Raw genomic sequence first — 21,345 nt, forward strand, 5'->3', positions numbered from 1 at the left:
AAACCAACAATCATGTTACGACTTTTAAATATAGAATTTATAAAACTTTGGAATAACAGATCTAGCAAAGTATTAATACTTGCTTATTTTATTTTACTAACCTCAATTGCACTAATTGCTGCTATTAAATTTGATATTGGTCCTATTCAATTTCATTTAGCAGAACAGGGTATTTTTGATTTTCCATACATCTGGCATTTTAACACCTATGTAGCAGGAACTTTAAAATTTTTCTTAGCCATAGTTATTGTATCCATGATGGCTAACGAGTATAGCAATAAAACTATCAAACAAAATTTAATAGATGGATTAAGTAAAAAAGAGTTTATTGCTTCAAAATTTATAACAGTTTCAGCATTTGCTTTAATATCTACCCTATTTGTATTTATTATTACCTTGATATTAGGATTATCTTTTTCTGATAATACTGAAGCTTACCATGTGTTTTCGGACACCGAATATCTATTAGCCTTTTTCGTTAAATTAGTCGGCTTTTTCTCTATCTGTTTGTTCTTAGGAATATTAGTTAAACGATCTGCTTTTGCATTAGGATTTCTATTTGTGTGGTATGTTATTGAAAAAATTGCCTATGGATTAATTCGTTGGGAAATATCAGCAACTCAAGATAATTGGGAAAATATTACACGTTTTTTTCCATTAGAATCCATGTCTAATTTAATTAAAGAACCAGCAACTAGACTAGGTGCTGCTAAAGAATTAGCAAAACAAGTTGGTGAAGAATTTAACTTTGATTATGCTGTACATTGGTATGAAATAGTTATAGTATTAGCTTGGACTTCATTATTTATTTATTGGTCTTATAAATTATTGAAAAAAAGAGATTTATAACTCCCAATTACTTTTTAACATGCTGCATTAAAATTTAAGTTATTTTTATAATATCTTTACTTGCTATTGCTAGATTAACATGAAAAAGATATTACTAATTTTAACTCTACTTTGTAGTTACACCATTATTGCTCAAAACCAAGCTGCTAACTGGTATTTTGGGAACAATGCAGGAATAAATTTTGATACTAACACCAATGCAGTAACAGCTGTTTTAGATGGGCAATTAGCTACAGACGAAGGTTGTACAAGCATCTCTGATGGCAATGGGAATTTACTATTTTATACAGATGGTATAACGGTTTACAATCAAAATCATGTTATTATGCCAAATGGTAATGGTTTAAAAGGTAATCCATCCAGTACGCAATCTGCTATTATTATACCTAAACCAGCAGATCCAGATATTTATTACATTTTTACGGTAGATACCGAGTTTCAAAATACTCCAGATGAAGGGTTTCATTTTTCTGAAGTAGACATGACATTAGATGGTGGTTTGGGAGATGTCACTTCCAACAAAAACATTAACTTATTACCCAATACATCAGAAAAACTTAGTGCAGTATTAAAAGACTGTCAGTCTGAAAATATTTGGGTTATTACATTAGCAGACCAATCTGGTGGAGAAAATAATAATACTTTTTATGCTTATGAAGTCACTGCTACAGGTGTAAACACCACACCAGTAGTTTCTACATTTTCTAACTTATTTATCACAGAGCGAAGAGGTTATTTAAAATTATCACCAGACGGAACAAAAATTGCTAGCGCAAATATAGGAGAAGGATTATATCTATTTGATTTTGACACTGCAACTGGTATGGCTTCTAATCCTGAGCAATTAAATATTAATTTTTCGCCTCAAGGAAAACCACAATCGTCTTATGGTATAGAGTTTTCACCAAATAACAACTTGTTATATGTAACCACCTATTACCAAACACCTCAAAACGAATTTAACGATGCAAGCGCACAATATGGAGCATTATTACAATACGATTTAACTGCAGGAGATATTAATGCTATTAGTGCTTCAGAACAAGTTTTGGACGAGCGTGTTATGTACAGAAGTGCTTTACAATTGGGTCCTGACGGTAAAATTTACAGAACGCTAAGTGCAACCTATACACAAGGAACACCTTTTTTAAGTGTCATAAATAACCCAAATAATATTGGTCAAGCTGCTGGTTACCAACATGCAGTTATTGATTTATTAAACAGAAATGCAAGACAAGGCTTACCTCCTTTTATAGCTTCTTTTTTCTCAGAAAAAATAGATATCATACCAACAGATACAACAAATACGGTAAATTTACCATTGTGTATCGGAGATAATTATACCTTAATTGCAGAAGATATTCCTGGCGCAACATATACTTGGACACAAGACGACATGCCTATTCCAACACCTGTCATACCAAATGAGTTAACGATTAACTCAGAAGGTAATTACGAGGTTTTAATAGATCTTAATAATGGTGATTGTGACACCAAAGAAGGACAAGCAATTGTCACTTATTACGAAGTTCCTGTAGCTACACAACCTAACGACATTATTGTTTGCGATGATGATAATGATGCTATTTCAACTTTCGATTTTACAACTCTTGATGCAACAATACTAGATGGTCAAGATCCTACTGTATTTAGTGTACAATATTATAGTTCTCAAACAGATGCAGACGTAGATCAAAACCAATTACCAAATCCATATACTAACACCAACCCTCAAGAACCTATTTTTGCTAGAATATTTAATAGTCAAAACCCAAATTGTTATGACACAACTAGTTTTAATATAGAAGTCTATAACACACCAACCATAGGACCGTTAACAGATTTTGTAGCTTGTGATGACACATCAGATGGAGATGACACTAACGGACAAACGACTATTGACTTATCAAGTTATGATTCAGAAGTGTACAATGGTCAAAGCACTATGGAGTATGATATTTCTTATCATAATTCGCAAAATGATGCAAATACTGGAAATAACCCTTTACCAAATAACTACTACAACACAACTCCTTTTAACGAAACTATTTTTGTACGATTAGAAAACATAAATAGTACAACTTGTTTTGATACAGGCAGTTTTAATATCACAATCAATCCAGTTCCGGAAGCATTTGATGCGCTATTATTTCAATGTGATGAAGATGGAGTTTCTGATGGTTATACCACCTTCAATTTAACTGAAGCGATTCCTGATTTAACCAATAATGCACCTGACAGAACAGTAGCGTTTTATGATACTTTGGCTGAAGCGCAAACTGAAACTAATCCTGTTAATGGAGATCAATACAACAATGCTAGTAATCCGCAAGTATTGTATGCAGTTGTAACTAATTCTAATACTGGATGTTCGTCTATTTCAGAATTAACTTTAGAAGTTAGTGCCACACAAACCAACGATTATATTGCTCCTCCTGTTTGTGATGAATTAGGGTCTGAAGATGGAATTAACACTTTTAATCTTAACGATTTTACTACAGATATGCTAGTTGGTTTACCTGCAGACATCACCATTAGTTACTATGAAACGTATAATGATGCCCTACTTGAAACTAATGCATTACCAACTATATATGATAACACAACACCTTACAGCCAAGTTATTTATGCAAGAGCAGAAAATGATAATGCGTGTTACGGAATTAATGAAGTGTTATTAACCATTAACCCATTACCAGATTTATCTAATGATGAAACACTAATTTATTGTTTAAATGAGTTTCCTACAACTATAGAATTAACTGCATCTAACCCAATAAACAACAACTATTATTACAGTTGGTCTACTGGTGAAACTACTGCAACCATTGAAGTGAATTCTATAGGAACTTATACTGTTACAGCAACCACAGTAGAAGGCTGCTCTAAAACTAAAACGATAGTTGTAGAACCTTCAAATATTGCGACTATTGAAGATATTCAAGTGATAGATGGAAGTTTAACCAACAATCTGGTTACAGTAATTGTTTCTGGTGAAGGTGAATATCAATTTGAACTCATTGATGCAGAAGGTATAACTACAGGATTTCAAACTAGCAATATATTTACATTTGTTAAACCTGGTATTTACTCGGTAAACGTTAGAGACATAAAAAATAATTGTGGTGCTGTAGATCAATTATTTTCAGTTATCGGTTTTCCGCTATATTTTACTCCAAACAACGATGGTCAAAACGATTATTGGCAAGTGTATGGAGTGTCAACCCAATTTCAACCAAATTCCGTCATCCAAATATTTGACAGATATGGTAAATTATTAAAAGAATTTACGCCTTCAAGTCCTGGATGGGATGGTACGTTTAACGGATTGCCAATGCCAACCAATGATTACTGGTTTTCTGTAAAACTACAAGATGGTAGGATTTACAAAAGTCATTTCACCTTAAAACGATAGTAATTTGTATTTTTAAGCAAAACCTAGTCTAAATGAAACGTCAATGTTTTGCTTTATTAATTGTAATATTCTGCTTTTTTAAAGTCAATGCACAAGACATTACACTGTTTCAACAATTTAATGGTCGCTATGACTATTTAGCAATTGGTAATACGCTAAATCAAGCAGAGAACAATTTGTCGCAATCCTTTTGTGAAACATTACCATCGTCTCAAGCAACATTAACCTTACCAACTAACGCTACAGTGGTATCTGCTTATTTGTTCTGGTCAGGCTCTGGACCAGGAGATACAGAAGTAACTTTTAACGCTACTCCTATTACAGCAGAAGATACGTTTACAGTAGAATATAATGCTGGTTTTAATGGGCAACTTACATATTTTGCTAGCTATGCAGAAGTCACCAATCAAATTATTACAGAAGGTGATGGTGTGTATATTTTTGAAGATTTAGACATCTCAGATGTATTGGCTAATACACCTGGATATTGCAATAACAGAACCAATTATGCTGGTTGGAGTTTATATGTTATATATCAAGACGATACGTTACCTTTAAATCAAGTTAACTTATTTTTAGGCTTAGAAATCATAAATTCTGCTGTTCAAAATAAAACCATTATACTTGAAAACGTTAACGTTTTAGACAATGATAATGCTAAAATCGGATTCCTAGCTTGGGAAGGTGATAACGCTTTAAACTTCGGAGAATCTTTATCTATTAACGGAAATATCTTATCCAATCCACCTTTAAATTTACCAGATAATGCCTTTAATGGCACCAATAGTTTTACTAATGCAACCAATTTTTATAATGCCGATTTAGATGTCTATAATATTGAAAATAATATTCAAATTGGCGATACTCAGGTGACCATAAACTTAACAACAGGAGCTTTAGATAGTAACGGTGTATTTAGAGCAGATTTAATTATTATTAATAACATTATAACCGTTTTAAATAGTCAATTACCAGATGCCACTATTGTTTTAAACAATTACAATGTAGTATGTACAAACAGAGAAGTAGAGCTAGATTACACTGTTTTTAACAACAATAGCACAGCTACTTTACCAGCTAATACACCAATTGCTTTTTTTATAGATGATGTGCTAATCGCGCAAAGTGTTACTAATAGCGATATACCAATTGGTGGCTCAGAAAATAATCAGATTAGTATTACCATTCCAAGCTCAATTCCTGATAGTTTTATTATTGAAATTGAAGTCGATAATGATGGATCAAACACTGGAATTATAACAGAAACCAACGAGGTAAATAATGAAACGTTTGAGTTGATAGAACTCATTCCACTTCCAGAAACCATACAATTACAGCCTATTACAGCATGTGATGAAGGATTTAATAAAGCGACTTTTGACCTATCCAAAGTGTTAAACCAAATCGATCAAAATGAGTATCTAAGCTTCACTTTTTTTGAATCTTTAGATGCTATTGTAACTGATAATAGCATCCCTAATCCTACGGATTATTTTTCAAACGAAACACCTCAAACCCTTTATATAACTGCAGAAACTGATATTTGCTTTGATATTTTTGTGTTTGGCTTACTTACCGAAAACTGTCCTCCTATTATTCCAGAAGGTTTTTCTCCAAATGAAGATAGCATTAATGATTTTTTCAATATTCAAGGTTTATATTCTGTTTTTGAAAATCATGAATTACTAATTTATAACCGTTATGGCACTTTAATCTTTAAAGGTGACGATAACAACAAATGGTATGGTCAAATAAATCAAGGACTGACAAACCAAGGAAAGATAGTTCCTGTAGGTACATACTATTATCTTCTTAATTTAAAAGATCCCAATTTTAAAATCCAAACGGGTTGGATTTACGTAAACTATTAAAAGACAATATCTTAATTAAACATTTTATCGATTATTTTTGCATTTAATCGATATATTGCGTAATATTGTCCTTTCAACGATAATATATGTTTTTTATCGTGATTTTTAAAGTTAAATAACCTAATGAGAATTAACCTCAACCCCTCAATTTATATAGTATTTATACTACTATCTACAATAAGTTACGCACAACAAATCACTGTAAACGATTCATTTACGGCTCAAGAACTTGTCGAGAATAATTTAGTACAAGGTTGTGTTGAAGTTACTAATATTAACTCTGCTATAAACGGAACCGTTGATGGGTTTTCTAGTTTTGGTTATTTTGAAAGAGCTGGCTCTAATTTTCCGTTTGAAAATGGTATCATGTTATCAACTGGTAGTGCTAATTCTGCTGGAAACGTACAAAATACTAATCCTTTAAATGAAGGAACTCCTAATTGGACAACAGATCCAGATTTAGAAGCTGCTTTAGGGATAACAAATACACTAAATGCTACTTCAATAGAGTTTGATTTTATATCTACATCAAGTACAGTACAATTTAACTACATCTTAGCATCTGAAGAATACTTTGCAGAATACCCATGTTTATATTCAGATGGTTTTGCATTTTTAATTCGTGAAGCTGGTAGTGGTAATCCATATCAAAATATTGCTATGGTACCTGGTACTAACACACCAGTAAACACCAATACCATCCATGATGAAATTGTGGGTTTCTGTCCAGCAGAAAACAACCAATACTTTGAAGGATACAACCTTGGAGATACCAATTTTAATGGACGTACAACAGTATTATCTGCATCTGCTAACATTACTCCTAACGTACAATACAATATTAAATTAATTGTTGCAGACCAAACTGACAGAAATTTTGATACTGCTGTTTTTATAGAAGGAAACAGTTTCACTGATAGTGTCGATTTAGGAGAAGATATAACTACGTGTGATAATTCTGTAACATTAAATGCTAATACTTATAACCCACAAGCTACATATGCTTGGTTTCTAAATAATTCTCCTATCAATGGTGAAACTAGTAGCTCTTTATTGGTTAATTCTGACGGAACTTATACGGTTCAAGTTACTGTACCTTTAAATAATGACACTTGTACTTTTGAAGATTCTGTTAATGTAACATTAAACACCATACAAACTGGTCCAACCATTTCAGATATCGAAGTTTGTGATGACTCGTCAAACGATGGTCAAGAAACCTTTGATTTAAGTACAAAATCTAATGAAATTGTAGCAGCTTTGCCTCCTGCAACTTACTCTATTACTTATCATGGCTCTCAATCTGCTGCAGAAAATGATCAAAATTCTTTTGTCACTATAACCAGTAATTCACCTGTACAACCAATATATTATAATGCTCAAGACACAGCTTCAGGTTGTATCTATATCGGAACTTTCAACTTAATAATAAACCCGTTTCCAACAATTACAAATCCTACACCTCTTATAGTATGTTCTGATGGTGGCACAACGGTTAACCTTACAGATAAGGATGAAGAAATTTCTAATAGCAATCCAAATTACAATATAAACTACCACTACAATCAGACAGATGCAGAAGCTGGTGCAAACCCTATTGATTCGCCATATTCTCCAGCAAGTAATAATGAAACGCTATATGTTAGTGTAGTAGATATAACCTCAGGTTGTAGCACAACTACTACTTTAGATATTGAAGTAAATGATAATCCTCCAATAAATCCTGAATCGCAACAGTTAGATGCCTGCGATCAAGATGGTGATGGTTTTGACACTTTTGATTTAACCGAAAATAATGATGATGTCCTACAAGGACTGACCAATGTAACTGTTACTTATCATGAAACTCAAGAGGACGCAAACAATGGTTTAAATGCTATTGCTAATCCAACAAATTTTCCTAATACAGACGACTTTGTCCAAATAGTATTTATTAGAGTTGAAGATAATTCTACAGGATGTGCATCTATAGTTCCGTTAGAGCTACATACTATGTTACTAGAATCTGCAACAGAAATAACAGATTATTATCAGTGTGATGATGCTTCTAATGACGGTATTGTTGATTTTGACTTGTTACAAGTTGCCATAATGATTATCAATGATTTAGAAGATGTTACTGTAGACTTTTACGAGACTGAAACAGATCAATTGGCCAATATTAATCCAATAGATCAAAATGTGCCTTATACAGTTAATAATGCACCAAAAACCTTATTTATAACGTTAAATAGTCCTTCTTGTTCTTACAACTCCTCAATACAATTAATTATAAATGATGGTTTTGAAATTCAAACTCTAACCACTCAAAATTATTGCGATATAGATAATGATGGATTTACAAGTATCGATTTGTCATCGTTTGACGATTATGTTTCAACAGGAATTGCAAATGCGACTGTAACTTATTTTGAAACACAAACAGATGCAGATAACAACACAAACGCTCTGCCTCCTTTTTATGACAATACCAATAATCCATTGACGGTTTATGTACGAGTACAAAATAATAATGGATGTAGCGCTACATCAGCATTAACTATCGAGGTTTTACCTGCTCCAGAAACAACAACTCCTAATGACATTGTAATTTGTGACGATGACCAAGATGGATTTTCTATAATAGATTTAACTGCTGCTATTTCAGAGATGGTAACAGACACCACCAACAGAACATTTACATTTCACACCTCACAGGTAGATGCAGAAACTAGTACTAATCCTATAGCTAACGAAGCAAACTACAATGCAAATACACAGATGGTATTTTGCAGAATTGAAAATACCACCACTGGTTGTTTTTCAATAGAACCCATAACCATTTACGTAAATACATTGCCTGTTTTTGATACCATAAGCACACTAATAAGTTGTGAAACAGATGGAAACCAAGTTGGAGAATTTATTTTTTCTGAAAAAGATGACGAAATATTAAATGGTCAAACAGGTAAAGAAGTATTGTATTTTACGTCTCAAATAGATGCAGATTCAGGGAATAACCCAATAGATAAAAATGCTGTTTTTGAAAACACCAGCCACCCACAAACTATCTATGTTCGTGTACAAAACTTTACAGACGCAAATTGTTTTGGCACATCTTCTTTTCAAATAGAAGTTGGTTCTAACCCCATTTACAACGCACCAACAGATGTTTTTGTGTGTGACGATGTTAGTAATGATGGATTTGACACCTTCGATTTAACTCAGATTTCTGCTGAAATCAGTCAAGGATCACCAGACACATTAAGTATTACTTACCATTTAACTGTAGAAGATGCAGAAGCACAAACCAATGCATTACCAGATAGTTTTACCAATACGGTTAATCCACAACAAGTCTTTGTAACTATTGACAACGGAACCTTTTGTAAATCTATAGCTACTTTTGAATTTAATATTATTGCTGTTCCAGAAACCAATGCTGCAAGTGCATTACAAGCTTGTGATGACAATACAGATGGTTTTACAACTTTTGATTTAACGGTTTCAGAATTTGAAGTCTTATCTGTAAGACAAGACAATACAGAAGTGCAATATTATACCTCATCTTCAGATTTGGAGCAAGGTATAAACCAAATTTCAGATCCTTATAATTTTACAAATACGTCTAATCCACAGACTGTTTTTATTAAAGTTTTAAATACAGTGTCTAATTGTTATGCTGAAATTCCTTTAGAATTAATCGTAGAAGTCCCACCAATTATCAATGAGAATGTAACCATTAACATTTGTGAAGACCCAAGTTTTACATACAATTTAAACGATGCATTAATAGACTTAATAGATACCACTCAATCTATTGAAACGACTTTTTACGCTTCACAAGCAGATGCAGATGCACAACAAAATCCGTTAGATACTAATTATAATTATACTATAGGTAATCATACCATTTTTCTAAGAGCCAATTATACTGGTAGTGCTTGTTTTAATATCGAGTCTTTTGTTTTAGCTGCTCATCCTACTCCAACTATTGAAACTACCCAAGACTTACAAGCTTGTGATGACGATTTTGATGGTATTACAAGTTTTAATTTAGCGCAACAAACTGCTACAATTTTAAATGGTCAAAGCGGATCAAATTATACAGTAACGTATTTCACCTCACAAAATGATGCTGATAATAACACCAATGTATTAACTAATTTAAGTGTCAATTCTGAGGATAACACAACTTACTATGCTAGATTAGAAAACAATACTACAGGCTGTTATAACACAACTAGCTTTGCAACTATTGTAAACAGAAAACCAGAATTAGACATTCCTAATCAAGTGTTATGTTTAGATAATTTACCATTATTAGTCTCTGCAGAAACAAACGTACCAACAGATAGCTATTCATGGTCAACAAATAGTACTAATAGTTATATAGAAATTACAGAAGTAGGTACCTACTCTGTAACTGTTACAACACAATTTGGTTGTACAAACTCTACGACGTTTACGGTTTCAGAATCTGAAGCTGCAACTATTGAATTTACTGAAACAGTAGATTTTTCAGACCCTAATAATATCACTGTTGAAATCTCTGGAATTGGCGATTACTTGTATCAGTTTGATGATGAAGAACCACAAGAATCTAACGTTTTTTATAATGTACCTATTGGTCCACACATCATTACGGTTATAGATTTAAACGGTTGTAATTCTACGTCTAAAGAAGTGGTTATTATTGATGTTCCAAAGTTTGTAACACCAAATGGAGATGGTTATTTTGATACATGGCATATTACAGGTGTTAACCAATTAACAGGTACTATTGTAAACATCTATGATCGTTATGGTAAATTGCTAAAAACATTAACGCACACCTCTCAAGGATGGGATGGAAGATACAATGGTAACCTTATGCCAGCAAACGATTATTGGTATGTTGCAGATGTAAAAAAAGGGACTGTAGAATTCCAGATTAAAGGGCATTTTACACTTAAGCTTTAACACTAATTTATTGAATTAAAATAGATTTGTTCTTTACCTTTGCAACCCATAAAAATTGGTATGCATAAAGTATTTATTATTTTTCTTTTTCTTTTTCTTTATTCTGCTGTAGTTTCTGCACAAAATGTTGTTACCGACTCACAGACCTACACACCACAACAACTTATAGAAGATATTTTAATTGACAGTAACTGTATAACCAATGTACAAGTTACTAATGTTGTTGGTGGAAATTTTGGTGGTGCAGACCAAAGTTATGGCTATTTTGATGCATCAGGAACCACGTTTCCGTTTCAAAGTGGTGTGGTTTTAAGTACAGGAAGATTGACTAATGTCAATGGTCCCAACTCGTCTTTAAGTGACGACGATGCACCAAATTGGGATGGAGACCAAGATTTAGAATCTATTTTAAACGAAAGTAATACGCTTAATGCCACTATAATCGAGTTTCAGTTTACTTCTACTGCTACACAAATTAGTTTCAATTATATTTTTGCTTCAGAAGAATACCAAGAAGGTAATCCAAATACCTGTCAATATTCAGATTTATTCGGTTTTTTAATTCGCGAAAGCGGGCAACAACAATATGAAAATATTGCACTAGTACCCAACACACAAACTCCTGTAAAAGTCACCACTGTTCACCCAGAAATACCAGGAGGTTGTCAAGAAGAAAACGAGTTTTATTTTGAAAGTTGGAATGACAATACAGCTCCAATTAACTTTAACGGACAAACAAAAGTTTTGTCTGCTGTAGCAAACACTACACCTAACGCAACATACGAGGTAAAACTTGTTATTGCAGACGAGTTTAATTACCGTTACGATTCTGCAGTATTTTTAGAAGCAGGAAGTTTTAAGTTTACTACAGATTTAGGACCAAATTTATTAGAAAGCACTAATAACGCATTGTGTCCAAACGACACAATTCAACTAGATGCCACACAGGCAGGAAACAATAGCTATGCATGGTTTGAAAACGGAGTGTTATTACCTACAGAAATCAATCCAATTTTAGAGGTGGATTCTCCAGGAACCTATAATGTAGAAGTTACTTTAGCAGACGGTTGCATTAGTTATGGCGACATTATTATAGAAGAATTCACAGCTTTTACAACACCAAATACCACGTTAATAGCTTGCGATATAGACCAAGATGGGTTTACCCAATTTAATCTTTTTAATGCTGATTTAGACATCACTTCTGGAGATCCTAATCTGTCCATTGTTGGTTTTTTTCAATCACAATCAGATGCAGAGCAGCAACAAAACGCAATTTCAACTCCAGAAAATTTTCAAAACACCTCTATTAATCAAACGGTGTTTGCACTTATAGAGAGTAATCAAACTGGCTGTACGACTAGTTCAGAAATCACCTTACAAATTTCTAATAACACTTTACCTGTCTATAATTTAGAAGCTTGTGACAACAATCCAATTGATGGTTATACCCTCTTTGATTTAGATCAAATCACCACGCAAATAGAACTATTAGTCCCTAATAATGCAGATATCCATTATTATCTAAATGAAGAGGACGCTTTCGCGGAAAGCAATCCGTTGCCAACAATTTTTGAATCTACAGAAGCCAATCTACAAACCATTATTGCACAAGTCACCACCAATAGTTCTGATTGTTACGCCATTACCGAAGTTAATTTAAACGTGTTATATACACCAGACATTTTAGAAGATGAAACTATCGAGTATTGCTTAAACGACTACCCAGAAACCATAACTCTGTATGGTGGCGTATTAAACGATTCGCCAAGTAACTATTACTACCAATGGTTACATAACGGAACAGATACAGGTGTTAACACGTCTTTTATAGAAATAAATGAAATTGGAACCTACACGGTTATTATTACAGACCCAAATGGTTGCTCTAATACCAGAGACATTACTGTCGTCCCAATTGAAGCACCAATAATAGATAGTATAGATTTTACAGAACTAACAACAAACAATACGGTAACTGTTAACGTCTCCAATACTTTAGAAGTAGAATATGCATTGGACAATACTAGTTTTCAACCTTCACATATATTTACTAACGTAGCACCAGGACTACATACCGTTTTTGTCAGAGATTTGGAGGGTTGCGGACAAACAGAACAAACCATTGCTATTTTAGGATTTCCACAATATTTTACACCAAATGGTGATTTGTATAACCAACATTGGAAACCAAAAGGAATGACTGCCCAATTTAATGCGACTTTAGACATTAAAATATTTGATAGATTTGGTAAATTCTTACATCAAATTAACCCAGAGACCGAGGGTTGGAATGGGACACTTCATGGTAATCCGTTACCAACAAACGACTATTGGTACGTTGTTACCAGACCAAATGGACAAACCTATCGTGGACATTTTAGTTTGGTTAGATAAATTTATTTATAGAAAAAGTTTCGAGTTAAAACATCATAAAAGTTGTTATAACCGGAAAAATAAACCCAAAAAAACATATATTAGTTGTCATATAACTAGTTGTACGCAATGATGAAAAACCTACTTATAATATTCATTCTAACTTTTACAATTATAGCTTGTAAACAAAATTCGGCTGAAATAAAGCGGAATGAAACAATAGAATATTATCCGAACAACCCAAAAGTAGTTTTCAAAAAAACTGTTCATTTAGCGGACTTTGATAGTGTTTACTATTTCTACGATAATGGAATTTTATTTAAGAAAGGAAAACAATACAAGGAAAATCAAAAAATCGGAAATTGGGAATTGTATGACCGAGAATCTGACTTACGTGAAATTCGAGAGTGGTTCACAATAAACGGAAAATCATTAGCAAATCGAGCATGGAACCTGAATAAAGAAGGAGATACAATTGCTTGGAGAATCCAAGATTCAATCTATAAACAAGCTGAATTTATAAACGACACAATTCCTTTTCGAAATACAATTTACGATGTAATATTCTTTAATCGAGATACCATAAAATTAAACGAACCGATTAGAGGATATGTGGAAGTGTTCTCTTCTGTAATTAGAGATCAACCATCTAACGTAAGAGCTTTTATCGGAAAAGACACGTTGAATTTTAATTATGACTTTTCAAACGAAAAAGAAGTCCAACTTGCTGAATTTAATGACTTATCGATTGATTCAATTAACCAAAAATGGTTTGAAAATGCTGATTTTAATAAGTTAGCAGTTATTGGACTTTACTTTGATTCAGTTGGAGACAAAAACTTAAGAGGTTATTATCAGCAATACGCAATTGGACCATTTACAGACGAAAGTGGACAAAAAATTGACAGCATAATTGGACATAAAATTTATTTTGAAAAGAAAATTCACGTAAAAGAAAGTATTGAATAAATCACAGCGTACAACAACGTGTAAAAATAATTGCTTGGGACTTGCCTACTTGGAAATTCCTGCGGAATTTCCAAAGGTTCGGTTCATTTTTAGTAAGTTAGTTGCTGAAACACGCAACTATCCTTACACGAACACGTTGTGTGTAATTTGAGGAATGAGACAAACGATAACCAAAAGTGATAAAAATTTAAGGATTCTAAACAAGTTAATTGTGAACGGATTCTATAATGGATATATCGGAACTGAAAAGTTTGAATTAATGCGGAATCGTTTCCCGAACAATCACAGACTAATCGGAATTGTAAATGACACAGGGAATTACGATTTGAAATTTGACTTTAAGTCACCAATGAATATTTTAGCGAAAATCTTACTCGGACTCGGAATTCTGATTTCAATAATTTCGCTGATTAAAGGAAATTGGATTTTGCCGATTGTGTTTATTGTTTTCGGACTGATTTTGTTTGCGGATTTTAAACTAAAAGAGAAAAAAGAAATAAATATTTTCACGGATAAACTATTGGAATTCCACAAAACGGAATTTGATTAAAATAAAAAACTACACACAACAAAGTATATAAAAAATTGCTAGTTTTAGCTAAATCAAAGTTTGTTGCTTGTTTGTTAGCTTCTGATTTTCCTTCGGAAAATCCTCGCTCACAAACACGCAACATTTCATATACATAAACGTTGTAGCACATTATGAAAAAACTCATCTTCGGAATAATAATCACAGTTCTGATTTCAGCTTGTAGCTCGAAAAAGGAAAACTATTTGATTAAATATCACGAAGGAGAATTTGACGAAATCGGAGTTCCTTCTGGTTATCTGAATTTAAAAGGAGACACAATAATTCCAATTGGGAAATATTATTATTGCTACACGGACACTATTCGGAATTTTGGAATGGTAATCGAAAAAGGAACTGGAAAAATAATCGGAATCAACAATAAAGCGGAACACTTATTTGAAGTAGCAAAATATGACAACGGACCTGATTATGTCGAAAACGAGCTCTTTAGAATTATAAAAAACAAACTGTATGGATATGCTAACAAAGACGGAGAAATAATTATTGAACCGAAGTTTAAATGTGCACATCCATTTTTTATGGGTAAAGCACAAGTTTCTGATTCTTGTACGACTAAAACATCGAACGGACGGAAAATGTTCTTGTCAAATAGTTGGTATTATATAGATTCAAAAGGAAATCGAACTGAAAAATAACGTGCTACAACAAGGTGTATAATTAATTGCTTTGTCAAGTGCTTATTTGGAAAATTCCTTCGGAATTTTCTCGCGCTCGTTTTTGTTTACTAACTTAGTTGCTTAACCACGCAACTAACCATACACAACAACGTTGTAAAACATTTGAAAAAAGCACTTTACATATTTATTCCTTTGCTGATTTTATTGAGTTGTTCCGACTCGAAAAAACAGACTGAACCGATATCTGAAAATAGAACTCTTTATGTTTTTCACACAGAAATCGCAAAGCCAATAATGGAATATGAATTGGTTATTTCGGAAAATGACACAGTAACTAAATACTCATATAGAAATCTGAAAAATGAAGAAAGGAACATGGAGTTTTCTTATGATAAAGTGTCTAAACAATTGGTTTTTGTCTTTGACCAATTTATTCCCTCAAATAGAACGGAATATCTGAATAACGAAATACATAAATCTGCGTTCACAAATTATGGATTGAAAGAGCCATATGATGATGGAACTGGACCAATATTATTCAATCCTGAATATGGTGTTTTGGGAATTGGAAACAGCTATGGACCTGATTTTGTTTATTTACCAAATTCCAATCTTGTACTGACAAAAGACGTTATTGCTGAATTATATAAATAAAAACGTTTTACAACAACGTGTAAAAATAATTGCTTATGACTTGCCTACTTGGAAATTCCTACGGAATTTCCAATGGTTCGGTTCATTTTTAGTAAGTTAGTTGCTTGAACACGCAACTATCCTTACACAAACACGTTGTGCTTCATTATGACCAACAAACATAACCAATGATAAAATTTTTCCGTAAAATTCGCCAAAAACTATTTTCAGAGGGTAAAACAGGCAATTACTTAAAATACGCTATTGGGGAGGTCATTCTCGTCATGATAGGAATCTTGTTGGCATTACAAGTCAATAATTGGAATGAAAATCGAAAAGTGCAAAAAGAAATTCGAGAAATCTACAACCAAATTATTTTTGAACTAGATAATGATATAGATGAACTTTCGGAAAATTTGAATATGTATGAATCTATAAAGTCTGTTTTCGATAATGTTGTTTCAGATTCCAGAACGGTGGATTTATTGGATGATGGTTTATCTAGAATAATCGCTAGTAGTCCAAATACTGTCCTAAATAAATCAGGAGTTGAACGTCTGAGAACCATCTCTGTTAATGACAGTTTATCGTTGAAAGTGATAGAAATGTATGAGTCCTTAGAGTGGTTCATTAGAATAGAACAAACAATTTCTGAAAGCCAAAGATTAATAGTCATAAACTATAAAGATAATTATAGTTGGTATCCTGAATGGATAAACAAAAGAATAACAAAAGAAAACAGCAGTCAAGAATTACAAGATTACTTCGTGAACAGTCAAGAGTACAGGCATAACGTAATCTATAGTTACCAACAGGTTTATAATAGATATGTACCTCGTTTAAGAAGAAGTATCCCTCAAATAAAACAAATCAGAAACGAGTTGCAAAATGCAATAAACAAATAACGAAAGCACAACAATGTATATGCGATAATGCTCCCTAAACGGTCGCCCTCCGCATATACCAAACGTTAGCTACAATGACCCAAAAACTAACGTAGAATAATTAAAAACCACAAATGTTGAAAATATCATTCGTATTTTTTATCACACTACTCTTACCTATTGTAAGTATAGCACAGGAAAATAAAATAACTACAGGAAATGAAAATGGAACACTTATAGCGATTGGTGGTGGAGATATTGGACACACTAATATTATGAAAGAATTTCGGAAACTGGCTGGCGGAGATTCTGCGAAAATAGTAGTTATACCAACAGCGTTTGTGAGGAACAATGAAATAGATACATTGTTATTAAAAAGAAATTTCAAAGAATATGGAATACCTAATTTTACGGTTCTACATACAAATGATTCTATTGAGGTAAATACAGATGATTTTGTTAAACCGATTAAAGAAGCTACAGGTATTTATTTTACAGGTGGTAGACATTGGAGAATTGCAGATAGTTATTTAAATACCAAAGTACATAAGGAACTATTAAAATTATTGGACAGAGGTGGCGTAATTGCAGGTTCGTCAGCAGGCGCAACTATACAAGGTTCCTATTTAGCAAGAGGAGATACGAAAAACAATCAAATAATGATGGGAGACCACGAAATTGGATTCGGATTTATTTCAAATATTGTTATTGACCAACACGTGTTAAGCCGAAATAGACAGTTTGATATGTTTACAATCCTAGAGAAAAAACCTGAACTTTTGGGTATCGGAATTGATGAGAGTACTGCTATTGTGGTCAAAGGAGATATTCTGGAAGTTATTGGAGAAAGTTATGTTATTATCTATGACAAATCGTTCTGGTCAATTGAACATAATCCATTCGATGAGGAAACTCAAAAAGAACTTCCAAATAAAAACCAATTATTCTATTTTTTGAAAAGTGGAGATAAATATAATTTAAGAGACAGAAAAGTCATTCGGAATTAAACATTATGCATAATCACTGTAGCTAACAACGTATATAATTTATTGCTAGTTCTAGCCTACTTACGAAAATCCTCGCGGATTTTCTATTCGGTTTTTATTTGCTAAATTACGTACTAAACCACGCAACAAACCATATACAAACACGTTGTGCAACATATGACCAAAACCGAAAGTTAATGACAAACCGAATTTTAACAGCTCTAACAATTAGAATAGCTGGACTATTTTTATTCACGAAAATTTTTGACCATTTTGGTTCATATTTCTTTTCAGTCTTTAATGTTGCTAGTTTATCAAGATTTGATGAGCTATTGAATGAACCGATTGAAAAATTCTATATTACTGGAATCTTTTTGACTATTGCGAATATTGCTGTTTCCCTTTTTCTATTTCTAAAAGCCGATTGGATTTCTAACAAACTAATAAAAACAGACATTGAAATAAAAACGGAACTGAACGCTGAATCACTGACAAAAGTGATTCTATTGACAGTCGGAATTATTTGGTTGGCGAAATTAATTTATCTAATTCCTGACTTAATTGAATACTGCTCTATATTTATTTCGATACTGAGTGGAAATGAAGAAATTGAATTACCTGATTTTGCGATTGCGAATTATATTCTAAAAACGATTTTGACACTAATTATAATATTCCGAATTGAAAAAATATCGAATTGGATTATTAAGAAAATATAAATCCGTTGCACAACATCCTTATATAACAACTAGAAATCGATAAACAGCATTGCATCTTAATAACTATAAAAAATAAAATTCTATCTGTCTAAACTTCTATATTAATTGATTTTCTATTATTTATACGCTCAAGTCAGAAACATTATCTCATCAAATAGATATAGTATGCTGCAATTTACATTGTGTTTGTGCGTGTGTATTTAAAACCCATGAGTATCTAAACTAATATTTTTGTGGTTAATTTCCTTTGTCTAACTTAGACAAGAACTATTAAGCAAGATAAAGTTGAAGTTTCAAAACAATAACTTAAAATGCTTTAACCTTACTTTAAATAAAATACTGCCGAATATTCATTAATTTAGCATGCAATTATAATTCACAAGTCTTATTATAATTTTTCTGTTTAAACAGGAATATCAGTTATATGAAATTCAAAATAAAATCAGATTTTAGTCCCACAGGAGACCAACCAGAAGCGATCAAGCAATTGGTAAATGGTTTAAATGGTCAAGAAAAATACCAAACCCTATTAGGTGTGACTGGTTCTGGTAAAACGTTTACAGTTGCTAATGTGATTGAGGAGGTGCAAAAACCAACCTTGGTTTTAGCACATAACAAAACCTTAGCTGCTCAGTTGTATTCTGAATTTAAACAGTTTTTTCCGGATAATGCGGTAGAGTATTTTGTGTCCTACTACGATTATTACCAACCTGAAGCTTATATACCAACCTCTGGAGTCTATATAGAAAAAGACCTATCCATTAACGAAGAAATTGAGAAAATGCGTTTAAGTACAACCTCTTCTCTACTCTCTGGACGTCGTGATGTGCTAGTAGTTGCTTCTGTTTCTTGTTTGTATGGTATTGGTAATCCTGTAGAGTTTCAGAAAAATGTAATTACCCTTGAAGTAGACCAACATATCTCGCGTACCAAATTATTACACCAATTAGTACAAAGTCTGTATTCACGTACCGAAGCCGATTTTAGACATGGTAATTTTAGGATAAAAGGTGATACGGTAGATATTTTTCCGAGTTATGCAGATGATGCGTTTAGAATTCACTTTTTTGGTGATGACATTGAAGAGATAGAAGCCTTTAATATTCAAACTAACGAGGTAGTTGAAAAATACGACCGACTGACTATCTATCCTGCTAATATGTTTGTGACTTCACCAGATATACTGCAAGGTGCTATAAAAAATATTCAAGACGATTTAGTTAAGCAATACGACTATTTTAAGGACATAGGCAAGCACCTAGAAGCTAAACGCTTAAAAGAACGTACCGAATTTGACCTAGAAATGATTCGTGAGTTGGGCTATTGTTCTGGGATAGAGAATTACTCACGTTACCTTGATGGTCGTGAACCTGGAACGCGTCCTTTCTGTTTATTAGATTATTTTCCAGACGATTATTTAATGGTTGTTGATGAAAGTCATGTCACTATTTCTCAAGTACATGCCATGTATGGTGGTGACCGAAGTAGAAAAGAAAACCTTGTAGAATATGGTTTTAGATTACCTGCTGCAATGGACAACAGACCCTTAAAGTTTGAAGAGTTTGAAGCCTTACAAAATCAGGTCATTTACGTATCTGCGACTCCTGCAGATTACGAGCTGCAAAAAACAGATGGTATTTATGTCGAGCAAGTGATACGTCCTACAGGATTATTAGATCCCATTATAGAGGTTAGACCAAGTTTAAACCAGATAGATGATTTAATTGAAGAAATCCAGCAACGTGTTGAAAAAGACGAACGTACTTTAGTCACTACTTTAACCAAACGTATGGCTGAAGAATTAACTAAATACCTAAGCAGAATTGAAGTGCGCGTCAATTACATCCATAGTGATGTAGACACCTTGGAGCGTGTTCAAATCATGCAAGATTTACGTAAAGGGATTTATGATGTCTTGGTTGGTGTCAACCTACTTCGTGAAGGATTGGATTTACCAGAAGTGTCCTTAGTTGCTATTTTAGATGCTGATAAAGAAGGGTTTTTACGTTCGGCTCGTTCGCTTACCCAAACGGTAGGTAGAGCTGCTAGAAACCTTAATGGTAAAGCCATTATGTATGCAGATAAAATTACCAATAGTATGCAAAAAACTATTGATGAAACTGAATACAGACGTCAAAAACAAATTGCCTACAATACTAAAAACAACTTAGTCCCTAAAGCTTTAAATAAAAGTTTAGATAGTGCTTTATCTAAAAACTCGGTGAGTACGTATAGTTACGAGTTGGAAGCTGCACGAGCTGCAGAACCAGAAAGTGAGTATTTATCTAAAGGTGAGTTAGAACAAAAAATTCGTGAAAAACGTAAAATTATGGAAGAAGCTGCTAAAGCATTAGACTTTATAGTTGCTGCTAAATTACGTGATGAAATTAAAGTATATCAAGGGAAGTTGGAAGAATTGAAAAGTTAAGTTTATTATTACTAATACTTAACAAAAAACACCTTTCGTCACTTCGAGTGATTTTTGAAGCATGA

Annotated in this window: 13 protein-coding genes; all 13 read left to right on the top strand. The window is 32.9% G+C overall.

What is annotated here, in order from left to right; all coding sequences use genetic code 11:
- Positions 1–12 precede the first annotated feature (12 nt).
- The 13 genes from LY08_RS10270 (at position 13) to uvrB (ending at position 21,280) form a co-directional block, all read left to right on the top strand.
- Positions 13–849 (top strand): ABC transporter permease, encoded by an 837-nt coding sequence (locus LY08_RS10270; protein ID WP_111660362.1) that lies wholly within the window; start codon positions 13–15, stop codon positions 847–849.
- Positions 850–928: 79 nt separating this feature from the next.
- On the top strand, positions 929–4,264 hold the full coding sequence (locus tag LY08_RS10275; protein WP_111660363.1) for a T9SS type B sorting domain-containing protein: 3,336 nt from the start codon (positions 929–931) through the stop codon (positions 4,262–4,264).
- Between the two features lie 32 nt (positions 4,265–4,296).
- The gene (locus tag LY08_RS10280) at positions 4,297–6,135 is read left to right on the top strand and encodes a gliding motility-associated C-terminal domain-containing protein (protein WP_111660364.1); all 1,839 of its coding nucleotides are present in this window, start codon (positions 4,297–4,299) and stop codon (positions 6,133–6,135) included.
- Positions 6,136–6,258: 123 nt separating this feature from the next.
- Positions 6,259–11,076 (top strand): T9SS type B sorting domain-containing protein, encoded by a 4,818-nt coding sequence (locus LY08_RS10285; RefSeq protein WP_111660365.1) that lies wholly within the window; start codon positions 6,259–6,261, stop codon positions 11,074–11,076.
- A gap of 60 nt (positions 11,077–11,136) precedes the next feature.
- Entirely contained in the window at positions 11,137–13,473 is a 2,337-nt protein-coding gene (locus LY08_RS10290; RefSeq protein ID WP_111660366.1) for a T9SS type B sorting domain-containing protein, read from the top strand.
- A gap of 108 nt (positions 13,474–13,581) precedes the next feature.
- Positions 13,582–14,421: a hypothetical protein gene (locus LY08_RS10295; protein ID WP_146603215.1), complete on the top strand. Its 840-nt coding sequence runs from the start codon at positions 13,582–13,584 to the stop codon at positions 14,419–14,421.
- Positions 14,422–14,632: 211 nt separating this feature from the next.
- Complete coding sequence (locus LY08_RS10300; protein ID WP_245907579.1) at positions 14,633–14,971, top strand: hypothetical protein; 339 nt, start codon at positions 14,633–14,635, stop codon at positions 14,969–14,971.
- 152 nt (positions 14,972–15,123) lie between these two features.
- Complete coding sequence (locus tag LY08_RS10310; RefSeq protein WP_111660370.1) at positions 15,124–15,648, top strand: WG repeat-containing protein; 525 nt, start codon at positions 15,124–15,126, stop codon at positions 15,646–15,648.
- Positions 15,649–15,792: 144 nt separating this feature from the next.
- Positions 15,793–16,284, top strand: coding sequence for a hypothetical protein (locus LY08_RS10315; RefSeq protein WP_146603217.1), 492 nt, complete (start codon positions 15,793–15,795; stop codon positions 16,282–16,284).
- Positions 16,285–16,451: 167 nt separating this feature from the next.
- Complete coding sequence (locus tag LY08_RS10320; protein WP_111660372.1) at positions 16,452–17,168, top strand: DUF6090 family protein; 717 nt, start codon at positions 16,452–16,454, stop codon at positions 17,166–17,168.
- 113 nt (positions 17,169–17,281) lie between these two features.
- Entirely contained in the window at positions 17,282–18,154 is an 873-nt protein-coding gene (locus LY08_RS10325) for a cyanophycinase (RefSeq protein ID WP_111660373.1), read from the top strand.
- A gap of 176 nt (positions 18,155–18,330) precedes the next feature.
- Positions 18,331–18,852 carry a hypothetical protein gene (locus tag LY08_RS10330; protein WP_245907580.1) on the top strand — a complete coding sequence of 174 codons (522 nt, stop codon included), beginning with the start codon at positions 18,331–18,333 and terminating at the stop codon, positions 18,850–18,852.
- Between the two features lie 424 nt (positions 18,853–19,276).
- Positions 19,277–21,280, top strand: coding sequence for an excinuclease ABC subunit UvrB (gene uvrB / locus LY08_RS10335; protein WP_111660374.1), 2,004 nt, complete (start codon positions 19,277–19,279; stop codon positions 21,278–21,280).
- The last annotated feature ends 65 nt before the right edge of the window (positions 21,281–21,345 follow it).

This window comes from Olleya aquimaris (assembly GCF_003259525.1).
GTDB lineage: Bacteria > Bacteroidota > Bacteroidia > Flavobacteriales > Flavobacteriaceae > Olleya > Olleya aquimaris.